At 45.7% G+C, this 15,456-nt stretch carries 13 protein-coding genes and 1 pseudogene; 7 read left to right on the top strand and 7 right to left on the bottom strand.

The genetic code is table 11. The features are described from left to right. Positions 1-6 precede the first annotated feature (6 nt). The 3 genes and pseudogenes from ACVA54_RS13345 to chrA form a co-directional block, all read right to left on the bottom strand. Positions 7-633, bottom strand: a pseudogene (locus ACVA54_RS13345) (chromate transporter); the annotation flags it as partial. A 1-nt stretch (position 634) separates the two neighbouring features. Next, complete coding sequence (locus ACVA54_RS13340) at positions 635-1,906, bottom strand: O-antigen ligase family protein (RefSeq protein WP_446649675.1); 1,272 nt, start codon at positions 1,904-1,906, stop codon at positions 635-637. Positions 1,907-2,284: 378 nt separating this feature from the next. Beyond that, the gene (chrA, locus tag ACVA54_RS13335) at positions 2,285-3,424 is read right to left on the bottom strand and encodes a chromate efflux transporter (protein ID WP_446649674.1); all 1,140 of its coding nucleotides are present in this window, start codon (positions 3,422-3,424) and stop codon (positions 2,285-2,287) included. Between the two features lie 111 nt (positions 3,425-3,535). On the opposite strand from chrA, the gene ACVA54_RS13330 reads away from it, so the two are divergent. Beyond that, complete coding sequence (locus ACVA54_RS13330) at positions 3,536-4,453, top strand: LysR family transcriptional regulator (protein WP_446641288.1); 918 nt, start codon at positions 3,536-3,538, stop codon at positions 4,451-4,453. Between the two features lie 165 nt (positions 4,454-4,618). Here the strand turns inward: ACVA54_RS13330 and ebgR are convergent, their stop codons facing one another. Next, entirely contained in the window at positions 4,619-5,611 is a 993-nt protein-coding gene (ebgR, locus tag ACVA54_RS13325; RefSeq protein WP_446619715.1) for a transcriptional regulator EbgR, read from the bottom strand. A gap of 371 nt (positions 5,612-5,982) precedes the next feature. Between ebgR and galE the strand changes: the two genes are divergently transcribed. The 4 genes from galE (at position 5,983) to galM (ending at position 10,690) form a co-directional block, all read left to right on the top strand. Further along, positions 5,983-6,993 (top strand): UDP-glucose 4-epimerase GalE, encoded by a 1,011-nt coding sequence (gene galE / locus ACVA54_RS13320; RefSeq protein ID WP_446649673.1) that lies wholly within the window; start codon positions 5,983-5,985, stop codon positions 6,991-6,993. A 167-nt stretch (positions 6,994-7,160) separates the two neighbouring features. Beyond that, a complete protein-coding gene (locus tag ACVA54_RS13315; protein WP_446649672.1) occupies positions 7,161-8,213 on the top strand; it encodes a UDP-glucose--hexose-1-phosphate uridylyltransferase in 1,053 nt (350 codons plus the stop codon). Positions 8,214-8,423: 210 nt separating this feature from the next. Continuing rightward, positions 8,424-9,584, top strand: coding sequence for a galactokinase (gene galK / locus ACVA54_RS13310; RefSeq protein WP_446616969.1), 1,161 nt, complete (start codon positions 8,424-8,426; stop codon positions 9,582-9,584). 47 nt (positions 9,585-9,631) lie between these two features. Further along, positions 9,632-10,690 carry a galactose-1-epimerase gene (galM, locus tag ACVA54_RS13305; RefSeq protein WP_446596131.1) on the top strand — a complete coding sequence of 353 codons (1,059 nt, stop codon included), beginning with the start codon at positions 9,632-9,634 and terminating at the stop codon, positions 10,688-10,690. Positions 10,691-10,873: 183 nt separating this feature from the next. On the opposite strand, the gene ACVA54_RS13300 is transcribed toward galM, so the two are convergent. After that, complete coding sequence (locus ACVA54_RS13300) at positions 10,874-11,872, bottom strand: substrate-binding domain-containing protein (protein ID WP_099080231.1); 999 nt, start codon at positions 11,870-11,872, stop codon at positions 10,874-10,876. Between the two features lie 177 nt (positions 11,873-12,049). Between ACVA54_RS13300 and ACVA54_RS13295 the strand changes: the two genes are divergently transcribed. Continuing rightward, entirely contained in the window at positions 12,050-12,382 is a 333-nt protein-coding gene (locus ACVA54_RS13295) for a tRNA-binding protein (protein ID WP_119463556.1), read from the top strand. A gap of 81 nt (positions 12,383-12,463) precedes the next feature. Here ACVA54_RS13295 and ACVA54_RS13290 read toward each other — a convergent pair whose 3' ends face one another. After that, a complete protein-coding gene (locus tag ACVA54_RS13290) occupies positions 12,464-13,015 on the bottom strand; it encodes a gamma-glutamylcyclotransferase family protein (protein WP_099080232.1) in 552 nt (183 codons plus the stop codon). 187 nt (positions 13,016-13,202) lie between these two features. Here ACVA54_RS13290 and ACVA54_RS13285 point away from each other — a divergent pair, with 187 nt between their 5' ends. Continuing rightward, positions 13,203-14,387: an NnrS family protein gene (locus tag ACVA54_RS13285; protein ID WP_446649671.1), complete on the top strand. Its 1,185-nt coding sequence runs from the start codon at positions 13,203-13,205 to the stop codon at positions 14,385-14,387. A 45-nt stretch (positions 14,388-14,432) separates the two neighbouring features. Here ACVA54_RS13285 and ACVA54_RS13280 read toward each other — a convergent pair whose 3' ends face one another. Then, positions 14,433-15,386: a CorA family divalent cation transporter gene (locus ACVA54_RS13280; protein WP_182852558.1), complete on the bottom strand. Its 954-nt coding sequence runs from the start codon at positions 15,384-15,386 to the stop codon at positions 14,433-14,435. Between the last annotated feature and the right edge of the window lie 70 nt (positions 15,387-15,456).

The raw sequence follows: 15,456 nt of genomic DNA, 5'->3' as shown, positions 1-15,456 counted from the left end.
AGGGGCTTATAGACTGCCTAATAGCAGACCTGCACCAACAAAGAAAACAATCATCCACAGCACAGACAAGTTGAGCTTCTTATGCAGATAGAAACCTGCAATGACAAGGGCGATGTCGATGGGGGCGATAACCGCACTGCTGAATACGGGTTGGTAAAGTGCTGCTAGTAGCAGGCCCACCACCGATGCGTTGACGCCATTAATTGCGCCAGAGATGACCGGTTTACCCGCCAGTGCTTGCCAGTTCTTTAGTACGCCAAGCAGTAACAAGAAGCCTGGCAGGAAAACCCCTAACGTTGCCACTAATGCACCTAGAATTGGCGCATCGGAGAGTTCGTAACCAATGTAAGTGGCGAAGGTAAACATCGGCCCTGGTACCGGCTGCGCCGCTGCGTATCCTGTTAGAAAGGCATCTTGGCTGAGTTGGTCACCAACGATATTCTGCAGCAGCGGAAGTACCACATGGCCGCCACCAAATACCAAACTGCCTGCCTGGAAGAAATCGCTGAACAAACCGAGCATCGGCATGGTGTGCGCCACAAACGGCAGACCAATCAATAGGGCCGCGAACAGAGCGAGTGGGGCGATGGTTGGTTTAAACGGTTCAACTGGTGCTGCTGATTCTTTCTTTAGGTTATGTCTCATTTTTCGCAACGTTAGCGATTTGGTGGTTTGTTAAAGGGATATTGCGTTTCAACGTCACGGAAAGAACGTAAGAAGATGCGATACACATTATGAGTAAAGGTGGGGCATGGTAAAGAGTTCCATCATAAAAGCTATGGGAAATTATTGCGATAATTAGACCACAGGCATATAGGTTATTAGCTGTAGAGTCTATTAATGCATTGATGATAGCGCTTTTTGTAATGTAGTAGAGCATAAGTAAAATCGGTGCTGTGCCTAGAAGGCCAAACTCTAATAGCGATTGAAGTAGGAAGTTGTGGGGTTGTAGAAAGCCGATCTTTGTTTCGAATACATGAGCCTCTGGCCCATAACCGAATAAAGGCTTTTGAATGATAAGGCTAATTGATTCTAGCCATAAGGCTATACGACCACTAGATACCTGATTTATTGATGCATCATGTACTTGAGATAAAAACATGAAGCGATTTGGACCATTCCAAGGAAAAACACTAAGCGGAATCGAGATTAAGTATGATAAAGCTATAAGAGCCAAAATAGCGGTTAAGTGCTTATATTTATCAAGTGAATTTTGGTTTATAACTATAAGTGATACTAAAAATGAAAAGATGAAGGCAACGATAGCCCCCCTCCCTCCTAACCAAATTAATAGGGAGAAATTGATAGAAAATACGATACTAATCCATAAATGTTTCTTGCTCATAATTCGGCATTGAAGCATTTTTATTGCACAGTAGAGGCAACCCAACATTGCAATATATCCTAAGTATCTGATGTTATAAGCAACGATTACTCTATTTGGTTCGCTAAACATTACACTGTAAGGATTAAAGTGGTAATCAATGAAGATGAATATCACTACTGTAATAATGGATGCTGGTAGAGGCGTGAATATTTTTCTGTTTTGTTCTTGAGTAAGGAAGTATACCGAAAGTGTGAGAGTAAAAAATATATGAGCAATAATACTGAAGTACCTTATGATACCAAGAATTTGTTGAGTATTACTTGCATTGCTCATTAATAGAATGAGAGTTGATATGGTTGCAAGCAAGACAAATGCAGTAGGTGCGATGAGTTGATTTTTGTTAAATGCAGTGCTTACACGTTGTTTTATTAATTTTGGGTTAGAGTAAATGATATGAAGAATTGATAGCTCAAAGAAAAGTAAAAATAAGGATCCATAAAATGGCTTGTTGAAGTTGATGAATGCTGCTAGAAACATACCGACCAATATTCTAATATCAACCTTGTTATAATTTTTCATAGTGGTTCTGTACTCAAGAATTCATTTCTGTTAAATATGGTGTGAATTAATCTGGTTGGTGACTGTTCTTTAAGGTTTGATAAAGTTAAATTAAGCTACTTTATCGATAAATAGTTAGGCTGCATTTTATCTTTTTTGTGTTTTGATAGTAGCTTCTACAACCTCATATCTTCTAACTATTTTATTGTTATGTTTGTTTTTTTCCATTGTTTGATGTAAATGTTTGGAACTATTTTTGGTAACTGTGTGCTATGTCAAGTTTATCTATAGCTTGCTTTCGGTCTTTCATTTTTATACTAAATAATGAGCAAAAAGCTATCAAGAATAAAAAAGCGCACAAGGGAATACCCGTGTGCGCTTTTTTTGCTGCAAATCCTTTTACATCATGCCTTGAGCAATGCCAGCACCAACAAAGAAAACAATCATCCACAGCACAGACAAGTTGAGCTTCTTATGCAGATAGAAACCCGCAATGACTAGGGCGATGTCGATGGGGGCGATAACCGCGCTGCTGAATACGGGTTGGTAAAGTGCTGCTAGTAGCAGGCCCACCACCGATGCGTTGACGCCATTAATTGCGCCAGAGATGACCGGTTTACCCGCCAGTGCTTGCCAGTTCTTTAGTACGCCAAGCAGTAACAAGAAGCCTGGCAGGAAAACCCCTAACGTTGCCACTAGTGCACCTAGAATTGGCGCATCGGAGAGTTCGTAACCAATGTAAGTGGCGAAGGTAAACATCGGCCCTGGTACCGCCTGCGCAGCTGCGTACCCCGTTAGAAAGGCATCTTGGCTGAGTTGGTCACCAACGATATTCTGCAGCAGCGGAAGCACCACATGACCGCCACCAAATACCAAACTGCCTGCCTGGAAGAAATCACTGAACAAACCGAGCATCGGCATGGTGTGCGCCACAAACGGCAGACCAATCAATAGGACCGCGAACAGAGCGAGTGGGGCGATGGTTGGTTTAAACGGTTCAACCGGTGCTGCTGATTCTTTCTTTAGGTATTGAGTACCAATCAAACCGGCCACAACCAACACGAGCATTTGCGTCATGATGCTTGGTGCCAGCAAAAGGGCAATGGCGGTTGCCACACATAAACCAGCGGTCAGCTTGCTTTGGCAGAAGTTTTTGTACATCCCCCAAGTGGCATCAGCCACAACCACAACCGCAAGCAATTTCAAGCCGTGAACGATGTTTTGGAACAGTGCGGTATCGGTAATTTGGCTACTCACCATCGCAAGCGCCAACATAATCATCACTGAAGGCAGCGTGAAACCAAGAAACGCCATGCACGCGCCACCCAGACCACCACGCTTGTAGCCTAGCGCAAAGCCAACTTGGCTTGAGCCAGGGCCTGGTAGAAATTGACTTAACGCCACGATTTGAGCGTATTCGCTGTCTTCGATCCATTTGAGTTTTTCAACGAACGTTTGGCGGAAGTAACCGATGTGCGCCGCAGGGCCACCGAAACTGATCCAACCAAGCCAAAAAAAGGTTTTAAAAATGGTAAACATGTTGAGCCTGATTATCTAAAAGCATTGTTGCTAATTTATCGAATGCTCTAAAATGACTCAAATTAATAGTTTTAATTTCATCTATGAATGAAATGGGATTAGGTGTGTTGAGTGAAAGATGATATCCAGTGGCGCAATATCGATTTAAATTTGTTGGTGACGTTCTCTTATCTTTATCGTTATCGCAGCGTCAGTTTAGCGGCAGAAATGAGTTTCGTGAGTCAGTCGGCAATGAGCCATAGTTTATCGCGTTTGAGATTGTTGTTTGATGATCCGTTGTTTGAGCGCAAGGGCCACAAGATGGATCCGACCGAGCATGCGCATCACATTGCTCCGACCGTGCATCATTTGCTCGACTCGATTGCCAAAGACTTACTGACTAAGTCGGTATTTCAGCCAGAAAACTACACTGGAGTGTGTCGGGTTGGTCTGACGGATTACGCCGAGTTCATCTTCGCCCCACAGCTTTATGATGAGATCCGCAAACGCGCACCAGAAGCGCAAATCAGTTTTATCAATGTCAACCGCAGTAACTATGTCACGATTACTGAGAACGACAAGTTGGACGTCATCATTGGCAGCATGCCAGTGCTTGATGACAACTTTGATAGCCAGTACCTGTACACAGAAAAGCATGTCTGCTTGTGTGACAAGCGGGTATTGAAAGGAGAAAGCGAGTTGTCGATTTCGGCTTTTGCCAATATTGAACAAGCCTTAGTGAGCCCTGACGGCAGTTTAAGTACACAAGTAGACAAAAAGCTCGCCGAACATGGTTTGAGCCGCAAGGTAACGGTTGCCTCGCGCAATTTTCTTACTATTCGAAATTTACTCAAACAGCGTGAACTGATTGCGATTGTTCCAGAGAAAATGGCGTTGTCGGATGGTTTTTCTGACGATTTAGTTACTGTGAAGCCACCTATTGCTGTCGCTGATTTTGACATTGCGATGTTGTGGCACACCAGTCGAAATAATGAAGATAAAGGATTATGGCTGCGGGAATTAGTCGCAGAAATTGTGACCTCCAAATAGTTCGGATCGTAAATGCTTCTCTCATACAAATGTTGTGAAAACGTTTAACTTAAGCGTAGTCAAATTGTATATCGAGATAGCTGCGCGGAATAAATGAGACGTTGAAAATGAAATGTTAAAAAGCACTGAAATTACAGTGCGTTAAAGAAAAGAGTATTCCAGTCTTTATTGTGGCTTGGTCGTGCCTCTCAGCTTTAATTTACTTGATACGTAAACTTTAAGTGGTACTTCTCTTTTGTCTCGATACTTTTCGACCAATAAGTTCACGCCCTGTGCGCCCATCATTTCAGAGTGAATACGGACCGTGGAAAGAGGAGGGAAAGTAAAGCGTGCTGTTGGAATGTCATTGAGACTGATCAACGCAATATCTTGTGGGATGTTTAAACCAAATTCATGAATAGCGCGCAACACGCCAATCGCTATTGGATCAGAAGCAATGAATAGCGCTTTCGGGAAATCACCTTTGGCGAGCATTGCTTTTGTTAAGTTGTAACCCGATAAACTGGATAAGTCACCACGATAAATATCGGTTTCAGATACCACACCTTTTAGTTTGCCATATTCAACAAATGCGTTTTCACGCATGTCTGTTGTGCCAGTCTCACGTTGACCACCGATAAAACCAATCCGTTCATAGCCTTGCTGGATATAAAATGTGATCACTTGCTTACTGATATGGTCAAGATCGACATCAATGCAGTCGTAAGTGCTGTTATCATCCGAGAAGTCGATGTAGCAAATGCTGTCAGCAAGACGCTTTGGCAGTTTGCTGATGATGGCATTTTCGATTTTGCCGACTAATAGGACCCCGGTGATCTTTTGTGTTTCAACGTCAATGTCACTGTTGTAGCAATTCGTTAGCGTGATCCCCAGTTTGTCACATTGGGTTTCAATTCCGTGGCGAATTGATAAGTAGTATGGGTCATTCACTTCCGCTTCTTGCTTGTAGTTGTACAAGGCCAAAAAGTGGTGGTTTTGCTTCGCCTCTTTGGTGGCTTTCTTGGAACTGCTGGTACGGTATTCGAGCTTTCTAGCAATTTCTAAGATTCGGTGTTTCGTTGCATCTTTTACGCTTAGCGTCGGGTCGTCATTCAACACGCGTGATACGGTTGCAAGTGAAACGCCCGCTTCGGTAGCGATATCTTTTAATGTTGCCATGTGTACTTCCCGTAGGCAGGCCTCACTGTCCCAGTGAGAAATTCAACTATTTTAAACAGCTAGTTACGAATGCACAAACGTTTAGTAAAACGGTTTACTCTGGTCCTTCGTCGAAATCTCATCGCCTTTCAAGAGCCGAGTTTGGTCTAACAGAAGGGGGTTTTACTAAACTCATTCCTTCTTGCTACGTTTCTTTATTATTTGGTGGAAACGTTTACACTATTTGAAACTGATCACGGAATTAGATCGGATTTGATTGGTAGACTTCTAGCCAGTTAAGAAATGGACGGTTTTGCTAGTGGTTGGTTAATTAGGCTTTGCTAACCATGGGCATCTAACTGAGCATAAGCAGCAATCGTGGAGAAGCAATAGTGAAAGTTCTTGTCACAGGCGGTATGGGGTACATCGGCAGTCACACATGTGTACAGATGATTGAAGCGGGTATGGAGCCAATCATTGTCGACAATTTGTGTAATGCCAAAGTGGAAGTGTTAAGCCGCATTGAAGCGCTAACCGGTAAGCAACCAACTTTCTACCAAGGCGACATTCGTGATGAAGCCTTTTTGGACTCAGTATTTGCCAAACATGACATTCAAGCTGTGATTCACTTTGCTGGTCTGAAAGCGGTGGGCGAATCCGTCGCGAAACCATTGGAGTACTACGACAACAACGTTAATGGATCACTGGTGTTGGCGCGCAGCATGCGTAAAGCGGGCGTGAAAAGCATTGTATTTAGCTCATCGGCAACGGTTTACGGCGATCCTGACATTGTGCCGATTACGGAAGACTCTCCAACGGGGGCGACCACTAACCCATACGGTCGCAGCAAGTACACGGTGGAAGAGTGCTTGAGTGATCTGTTCAATGCAGAAAACGACTGGAGCGTGACTTTGCTGCGCTATTTCAACCCAGTTGGTGCGCACCCATCGGGCACCATGGGTGAAGACCCTCAGGGCATCCCGAACAACTTGATGCCGTTTATCGCGCAAGTGGCAGTAGGCCGCCGCGAAAAACTGTCGGTATTTGGCAATGACTACCCAACGCCGGATGGCACAGGCGTGCGTGATTACATCCACGTGATGGATTTGGCTGATGGCCATATCGCAGCGCTGAAATCGGTAGGTGAAAAAGCCGGCTTGCACATTTACAACCTAGGCACGGGCAAAGGCTCTAGCGTGCTTGAGATGGTAGAAGCGTTCGCAATGGCTTGTGGTAATCCAGTGCCTTACGAGCTTTGTCCTCGTCGCCCGGGTGACATTGCAGAATGCTGGGCAAGTACAGATAAAGCGGAGCGAGACCTCGGTTGGAAAGCGACGCGCAGTGTTGCGGAAATGACGGCAGATACGTGGAACTGGCAGTCAAACAACCCGCAAGGTTACTAAATAATTAGAGATTCCAGACATCTCGTGCCTCGATTGTGGAATGACAACGTTGAGCTATGAACTTTGTCATTCCCTAGAGCGAGGGACGAGCGGAGTAGGGAATCTCTAGCAAGCAGATTGATGAATTTTGGTTCTGACACCAAAAGCGAAAAAGTTGAGTAAGTAAGATGTCGAATGTTGAATTTAACCCAGTAGATCACCCACACCGTCGCTATAACCCGCTAACGGGTCAGTGGATTTTGGTGTCACCGCATCGTGCAAAACGCCCTTGGAGTGGCGCTGATGAGAAGCCTGCAATTGATGAGCTACCAAGCTACGACGAGAAGTGTTTCCTTTGTCCAACCAACGAGCGTATTTCTGGTGATGTAAACCCAGATTACCAAGGCACGTACGTGTTCCAAAATGACTTCGCAGCACTGATGGTGGACTCTCCAGATGCACCTGAGTCAGATAACCCACTGTTCAAAACGCAAGGTGTGCGCGGTTTGAGCCGAGTGATTTGTTTCTCGCCTGATCACAGCAAAACTTTGCCTGAGCTACCGGTCGACAAAATCCGTGGCGTGATTGATACCTGGAATGATCAAATCGAAGAGCTAGGGCAAGACTACGTTTGGGTTCAGGCGTTTGAGAACAAAGGTGAAACCATGGGCTGTTCTCAGCCTCACCCACACGGTCAAATCTGGGCGAATAGCTTCTTACCAAACGAAATCGAGCGCAAAGAGCACAACTTAAAAGCGTACTACCAAGAAAATGGCACCAACCTACTGGTGGACTACGTTCAAGCTGAACGTAAAGACGGTTCTCGCATTGTGGTAGAAACCGAACATTGGCTAGCAGTCGTGCCTTACTGGGCGGCGTGGCCATTTGAAACCATGTTGCTTCCTAAAACGCACATTCGCCGCATGAGTGAGCTCAGCGAAGAGCAGCGAGACGATCTTGCTGTTGCAATCAAAAAGCTGACGAGCCGTTACGACAACCTATTCCAATGTTCTTTCCCTTACTCAATGGGTTGGCATTACGCCCCGTTCTTTGAAGAGGGGACAGACATAGATCACTGGCAACTGCATGCGCTGTTCTACCCGCCACTACTGCGTAGTGCATCGGTTCGCAAGTTCATGGTGGGTTATGAAATGCTGGCAGAAAGCCAACGTGATCTCACCGCAGAGCAAGCGGCCCAGCGTCTGCGTGATTTAAGCGATGTGCATTACAAAGAGCAGTAACTAACGATAAATACGAAATATGTCATTCCGTACAGCGAGGAACGAACGTGATGCAGAATCTACCATCAGAGTGCGCTGAACGTAGATTCCAGATGCTCGCTAGGGCTCGTCCGGAATGACAAATGTTAGACAATCAAATAGGTCGTTTCTGATTGCGAGATATGAAAGCAGTCGAGAATTCAAACAAAAATTTTATGCTGAGATTCTACTATGTCTGATTTAATCCAAAACGTGAAAACTTCTTTTGAACAAGTGCTGGGCTACGTACCAAGCCACATTATCCAAGCACCAGGCCGTGTAAACCTGATTGGTGAGCACACGGACTACAACGATGGTTTTGTATTGCCATGTGCGATCAACTACCAAACAGTGGTGGCAGCAGCGAAGCGTGAAGACAACCTAGTGCGCGTGGTTTCGGTGGATTACGGCAATGCGGTTGATGAGTTCGATATCACTCAAGAAATCACTTTCCAACAAGATAAAATGTGGGCGAACTACATTCGCGGTGTGGTGAAGTGTCTTCTTGCTCGTGGCTACCAATTTTCTGGTGCGGACATTTCAGTCAGCGGTAACGTACCTCAAGGTGCGGGTTTGAGTTCATCAGCGGCATTGGAAGTGGTGATCGGCCAAACGTTCAAAGTGCTTTTCAATCTAGAAATCAGCCAAGCGGAAATCGCGCTAAATGGGCAGCAAGCAGAGAACGAATTCGTAGGCTGTAACTGCGGCATTATGGACCAGATGATTTCGGCGGAAGGGCAAGCGAATCATGCGATGCTTTTAGATTGCCGCAGTTTGGAAACGACGGCGGTATCCATGCCTGAAGATATGGCCGTTGTTATCATTAACTCGAACAAAAAACGCGGCTTGGTAGACAGTGAATACAACACGCGCCGTGAGCAGTGTGAAGAAGCGGCGCGCATCTTCGGTGTGAAAGCGCTGCGTGATGTGACCATTGAGCAGTTTAACGAGAAAGTTTCTGAACTAGATGAAATGGTGGCAAAACGCGCTCGTCACGTGATCACAGAAAACGATCGCACGGTAGAAGCCGCGCAAGCACTTCGTGCACATGACATGAAGCGTATGGGTGAACTGATGGCGGAGTCTCATGCTTCCATGCGTGACGATTTCGAAATCACAGTCAAAGAAATCGATACCTTGGTTGAGATGGTGAAAGAGGTGATCGGTGAGCAAGGCGGCGTGCGTATGACGGGCGGCGGCTTCGGTGGTTGTATCGTTGCACTTGTGCCACCAGCACTAGTGGATAAAGTGAAAGCAACGGTTGAAGCGAAATACCAAGCGGCAACGGGTTTGAAAGAGTCCATCTACGTGTGCCAAGCGAAAAACGGCGCAGGTTTAGTCGAAGTGCTTTAACCCAAGACTCTAGCAACAAAGACGTTAAGCCGCAGTAGGAGCAAGAGATGACTGAGCCATTAACTATCACGATGACGCAGCAGGCCGCCTTTGATGGTCGGCCTGCCAATGTGGTCGAACTGAAAAATAACACCGGCATGCGCGTGACCTTTATGGATATCGGTGCGACATGGTTGAGTTGTCGTTTACCTTTGGCGTGCGGGGAATTGCGCGAAGTACTGCTCGGGGTGGGGTCGATGGAAAGCTTTATGCGGCAGCAGAGCTACATGGGGGTCACGGTAGGACGTTACGCAAATCGCATCGCCAATGGTCTTTTTGATGTGAATGGCGAAACATTTCACGTTTCCACCAACCAAGCTGGTAACTGTTTGCATGGTGGGCAAGCCGGTTTCGATAAGCGTCGTTGGAAGATTGAAGCACAATCGGAGCAACAGGTGACGTTTGCTTTGTTGTCTGAAGATGGCGACCAAGGTTTCCCGGGGAACCTTGAAGTGCAAGTGACGTACACACTGACTGACGATAATCAGGTGAGCATTGCGTATGTCGCTAGAACAGATAAAGCAACACCGGTGAATCTGACTAACCATGCTTACTTTAATTTGTTGGGCGCTGAAGCGGACTTAGATTGTCGCTCTCACCGTTTAAGTATCGCGGCAAGCCAATATCTGCCAACCAACGAGGTCGGTATTCCGCTTGGTGCGCTGCAAGATGTGCAAGGTACAGGGTTTGACTTTAGATGTGAAAAACCAGTTTCAGAGCACTTCTTACAAGATGAACAGCAAATAGTCGCCAAAGGGTATGACCACAGCTACCTATTTGATGCTCATCGTGATGTGTCAAAACCGGTTGCGCTGGTGGTTTCGCCAGACGAAAAAGTACACTTGTCGGTGGTGACCAATAAACCTGCGATGCAATTGTACACGGGCAACTGGTTAGCCGGCGCACCAAATCGTCGTGGCGGTGAATACCAAGATTACGCGGGTCTGGCGTTAGAAACGCAGTTTTTACCAGATTCGCCAAACCATGCTGAGTGGGCGCAGCCAAGCTGTATTCTTGAGCCTGAACAAGAATACCGCTTCTGCACCACTTATCAGTTTGCTTTCTAGGCGACCAGTACCTTTTAGTGCTTTTGGGTTGCTGTGATTTTTTTGATCAAAGTAGGTCAAAAGCTAATCTAAAGGTCGCAAAAACAAGGCTCACTCAAAATACCCCAAAATGAAAAAGCTCTGCCACTTCGGTGGTAGAGCTTTTTCTTTATGTTCCGTCTGGTTTTTTGTTAGAACAGCACCTTAAAGGCGATCCACCGAGTTACGACGCACTAATGTTGGGCTAAAGATGATAGTGTCATCTTCCACTCGCTCATTACGCGATAATGCCAACGCTAAGCGTGCAGCGTGTTCTGCCATCATCTCTATTGGGTAGCGAATTGTGGTTAAACTTGGATTCACGAAGCGAGCAATTAAGCCGTCATCAAAGCCAACCATAGAGACTTGTTCTGGTACGTCAATGCCGTTTTGGTCTAATGCGGCCAGTGCACCTGCTGCCATGTAATCGTTGTAAGCCACCACACCAGTTATTTCGAGCGATTTAGTCAGAAGGTTAGTCATTGCCGTTTCGCCGCCATCACTGTTTGGCTCGCCATATTCGATATAGTTTTTTGCCAGTTCGATATCATGATCTTTCAGCGCGGCTTGGTAGCCTTGCAAACGCTCGTCGGTATCTTCGATGTCATGCGATGATGCGATACATGCGATTTTGGTGTGACCATGGCGAATCAGATATTCCGTGGCTAAGTAAGCACCTTTGCGGTTATCAAGAGAAATGCAACGCTCTGCCAACTCTGGGATATGGCGGTTGATCAGCACCATGCCTTTCACTTCTTTGGCGTAACCAATCAGCTCGTCATCAGACAGACCTTTAGAGTGAATCACAATCGCTTCACAGCGGCTATTGATCAGAAGCTCTAACGCTTGGCGCTCGTCATCTGGGCTGTGATAACCATTCCCGATCAGAATGTGTTTGCCATTCTCACGCGCTACGTTATCAATGGATTTGACCATAGTGCCGAAGAAAGGATCGGATACATCACCCACAAGTACGCCCATGGTATTGGTGCTTTGGCTTACCAGTGCACGCGCAGCGGCATTCGGTCGGTATCCTAGCTTGCCCATTGCTAGTGTGACGGCATCAATAGAAGATTGGCTCGCTTTCGGCGATTTGTTGATCACGCGTGATACGGTTGCGACCGATACGCCTGCTTCTTTCGCGACATCCTTAATTGTTGCCATGAGGGACCTTTGTGTGGGCTAAAAATGATAACAAGAGTATTAAACACCCTTTGTGTAATAAGTGCAATTGGATGTGGGAATCACTTTCTAAAATGAGACCTTTACCGATTGTAACTATTAGGTTCACTGCTAGTGTAAACGTTATCTTTTTAGTAAAGCTTTACTGAAATTTTAATGATGGAAACTATCGCTTACTCAGACTTTGCAAAGCTAGAGATCCGTACCGGAAACATCATCGAGGTTGCTCGCCATGAAAGCGCAGACACGTTGTACATTGTGCAGATTGATGTGGGTGAGAAAACGCTGAAAACCGTGACTAGCCTAGTACCGTACTACACAGAAGTAGAGTTAATGGGCAAACAAGTGGTGGTGCTGTGTAACCTAGCGAAAGCAAAAATGCGTGCTGAAACGTCAGAATGCATGTTGCTTTGTGCGGAAACGGATGACGAATCAGAAAGCGCATTGCGAACTCCGGAGCGTGCGATGCCTGAAGGGGTGAGAATCGTTTAGTCACTTGAGTATATAAGGCGACGATGAAAGAAGACAGCTCTCAACACTTTGAGAGCTGTTCTCGTCTTGGGGCAGAATACGTTAGGAATGTTCTGAAATCAGGTTATCTATCAATTCATAATGATGATCTTGCACCCCAGCGAGATTGCCATATTTCGGCTGATGGCGATCGTTCTCTTTAGTGTGATGCCAACCTACCGTGTGACGTACAAAGTGTTCAGCAAAGGCATGAGAAATCTCTAAGCAACCTGCTAAGACGGTATCTACATAGCTCTGCATGATCGGGCTAAGCGAGCAAGGTGGCTGCGGGTCGTCTTTCACATAGACCCAGATTGCCTTATTTGAGGTAAACTCAGCTTCGGCTTCAATCTGTTCTGGGCGAATTTGAATGCGGTAATAACCCCGTTCGCGCCGATCAAATTCTGCGAGTGCTTGCTTGTCCACTTTTAGTAAAACACCATTCACTTGGCCTTGGCCTTCATTGACCACCAAGGGAGACAAAACATAATTGTCATCGACTTTTCCCCAATAACGGACTAGTCCGTGGGCGACCACAGGGATGGCATTGCCAGTCTGCCCCGTTAACTGACGTGAGGCGGAGTTAATTAAGCTGCCATAGCCGAAAATATACATCTTTTTACTCCCTTTACTGATTTATTCAGTTATACCTAAACATAGATAGCCAATCAACGCGCAAACCACGGCTTTACCTCTAAAGGATAGTCTGAGTTTATAACATGTATTTTTTTTACATGTTTATGGTAAGATCGCTTTAGTTGAATTTTGGAACGGTATCTATTGGGTACTTAAGGGCATCGCAATGCTGAATATCACCGATAAAAAAGTGGAAGAAAAAATCCCCGCATGGCTGCGTTTAGGGTTTAGACCGTTTTTCTTGTTTGGCTCTATTTACGCCATCATCGCGATTGCGGTATGGGTATGGATGTTCCAAACCGGACAGCCAAGTGCGCTTGATGTACCTGCGTTGTGGTGGCATGTGCATGAAATGCTGTTTGGCTTTGCGATGGCGATCGTGGCGGGTTTTGTGTTGACGGCGGTACAAAACTGGACGGGCATTAACGGCACCAAGCATGACACCTTGTTGGCGTTGTTTGGTTTGTGGCTTGCACCTCGTATTTTGTTGTGGACGCCAGCGCCATTGTGGCTGATAAGCAGCATTGAAGCGTTGTTCCTGTTGTTTGTGGCATACGAAGTCGGTATACGTGTTTATCGTGCTAAAGGATGGAAAAATCTGTTTTTCGTTCCTCTATTCCTTCTGGCTATCTTTGCCAACTTCGCAAGTTACGCCACCATCAAAGGGCTGCCTCCGTTTAGTTCGTCAGCGGTATGGCAAGCCATGTTATGGTGGTTCACTTTATTACTGTCTGTGATGGGGGGGCGAGTTATTCCATTCTTCACTGCTCGCCGTTTTAACTTTGAAAAAGCGCAGCCGTTAGTATGGCTAGATTGGTTAGCGATTTTACCTTTGGTGATGTTGTTTGTTTTGAGTTTCTTCCCTGTGACCTTTGCTGAGATAGGCAAGCCTCTCATGCTATTTGCTGGTGTGGCTCAGTTGTTTCGATTCCTGCGTTGGAAGCCATGGCTGACGTTGAGCGAGCCACTGGTTTGGTCTTTACATGCGGCATACTTCTGTTTGCCATTAAGCTTGATTCTGCGTGGTGCTTGGGATAACGCCTTTGCCAGCCATAATCTCATTCACCTGTTTGCGATTGGAGGGTTAGGCGGTTTGATTTTGGCAATGATTGCACGCGTTACCATGGGGCATACTGGGCGCATGATTTACCAAGGACCGAATATGAGCGTCGCATTTTCTGCCATTATTTTGGCAGCCTTAGTACGTAGCTTGGGGGTCATCTTTGACCCGGCAAACTTGTTAATTTGGATTGATATCAGTGGTGCATTGTGGATTTTTGCCTTCGGAATGTTTGTGTGGCGATTTGGCGCGATGCTCATCAACCCACGAGCAGACGGGCATCCAGGTTAGCAGCGCGCGATTGATGCTGTGATGCCATGCATATCATCGCGATACTCAGTTATCGCGATCTTTGTTTTTATTGATGAAACCAAAGTGTTTGATTACCAGCCATTCAATGATGAAAATAATGATCAAAATGATGCTGAATAAGGCGAATGATAGACCGGATTTTAGCCCAGGCATCCCGCCAAGATTGACGCCAAATAGCCCGGTTAAAAATGTAGTCGGTAAAAATATCGCCGCTAGAATAGTAAACAAGTAGCTATTTTGATTAAGTTTCTGTTCCCTCAGATTTTTGTTTTCCTCTTGGTGTAAGCTGATTTCTTCTAAAAAATAGTCAATTTCCTCATTAAGACGAATAAGCGTATTTAAAGAGTAACGATATTGATGAGAGCGGAGTTTGATGAGTGATGGTTTCGCGGTTACCATGTCGTGAATAGCGTGCAGCTGAGGCTTAAGAAAATGCCTGACAGACAGTAGACTATTTTTCGTCATTCTTAACTTATTATCGGAGTGCGGCAGATTGTCTTGTTGCTCCAAACTTGCCTCTATTGCGTCATTATAATCATCCGTTTTTTGGTTTAAATTATCAATGATTTGATTGACGAGTCCTGCTAGGTTCTCCGGCTCTCTATGCTTATTCAGGGAGTGGAGAAGCCTCTGCACAGCATCGTTTGAGCCAGTTTGAGTGGTGATAAGCGCACCGTGATAAAACAGGATTCGAATACTGTTCACCTCTTTCGCGACCACACTATGATTGCGATTTATTCCACGTAGGAGTAAGAGAAAGTTATCGTCGCCAAGTGGATGAAAAGAAGGCCTATTTTCGTTGGTAATGAACTGCTCGAGTGTCGCTTTAGGGACATGGTTTTTACGTAACCAAGCCTTGGTATCTGGATCGTTACGCTCGCAATGGTACCAATGATGGGCTTGAAGTTGCTCGGGGTAGGCGTCTATTCGTTTTGGTTGGCTTGAGGTAAATTGCCAGTGTTCAATTAAAAAACTCATTGCTGTGCGCGACCTTCTCATTCGTCATTCACTTATATCATGCTGCTCATTGTTAACTCGATTAACACGG

It is taken from the genome of Vibrio sp. PNB23_22_6 (assembly GCF_052877535.1).
Note: the sequence above shows the minus strand (reverse complement) of the source record. Positions and strands in the feature narration are given on the sequence as shown.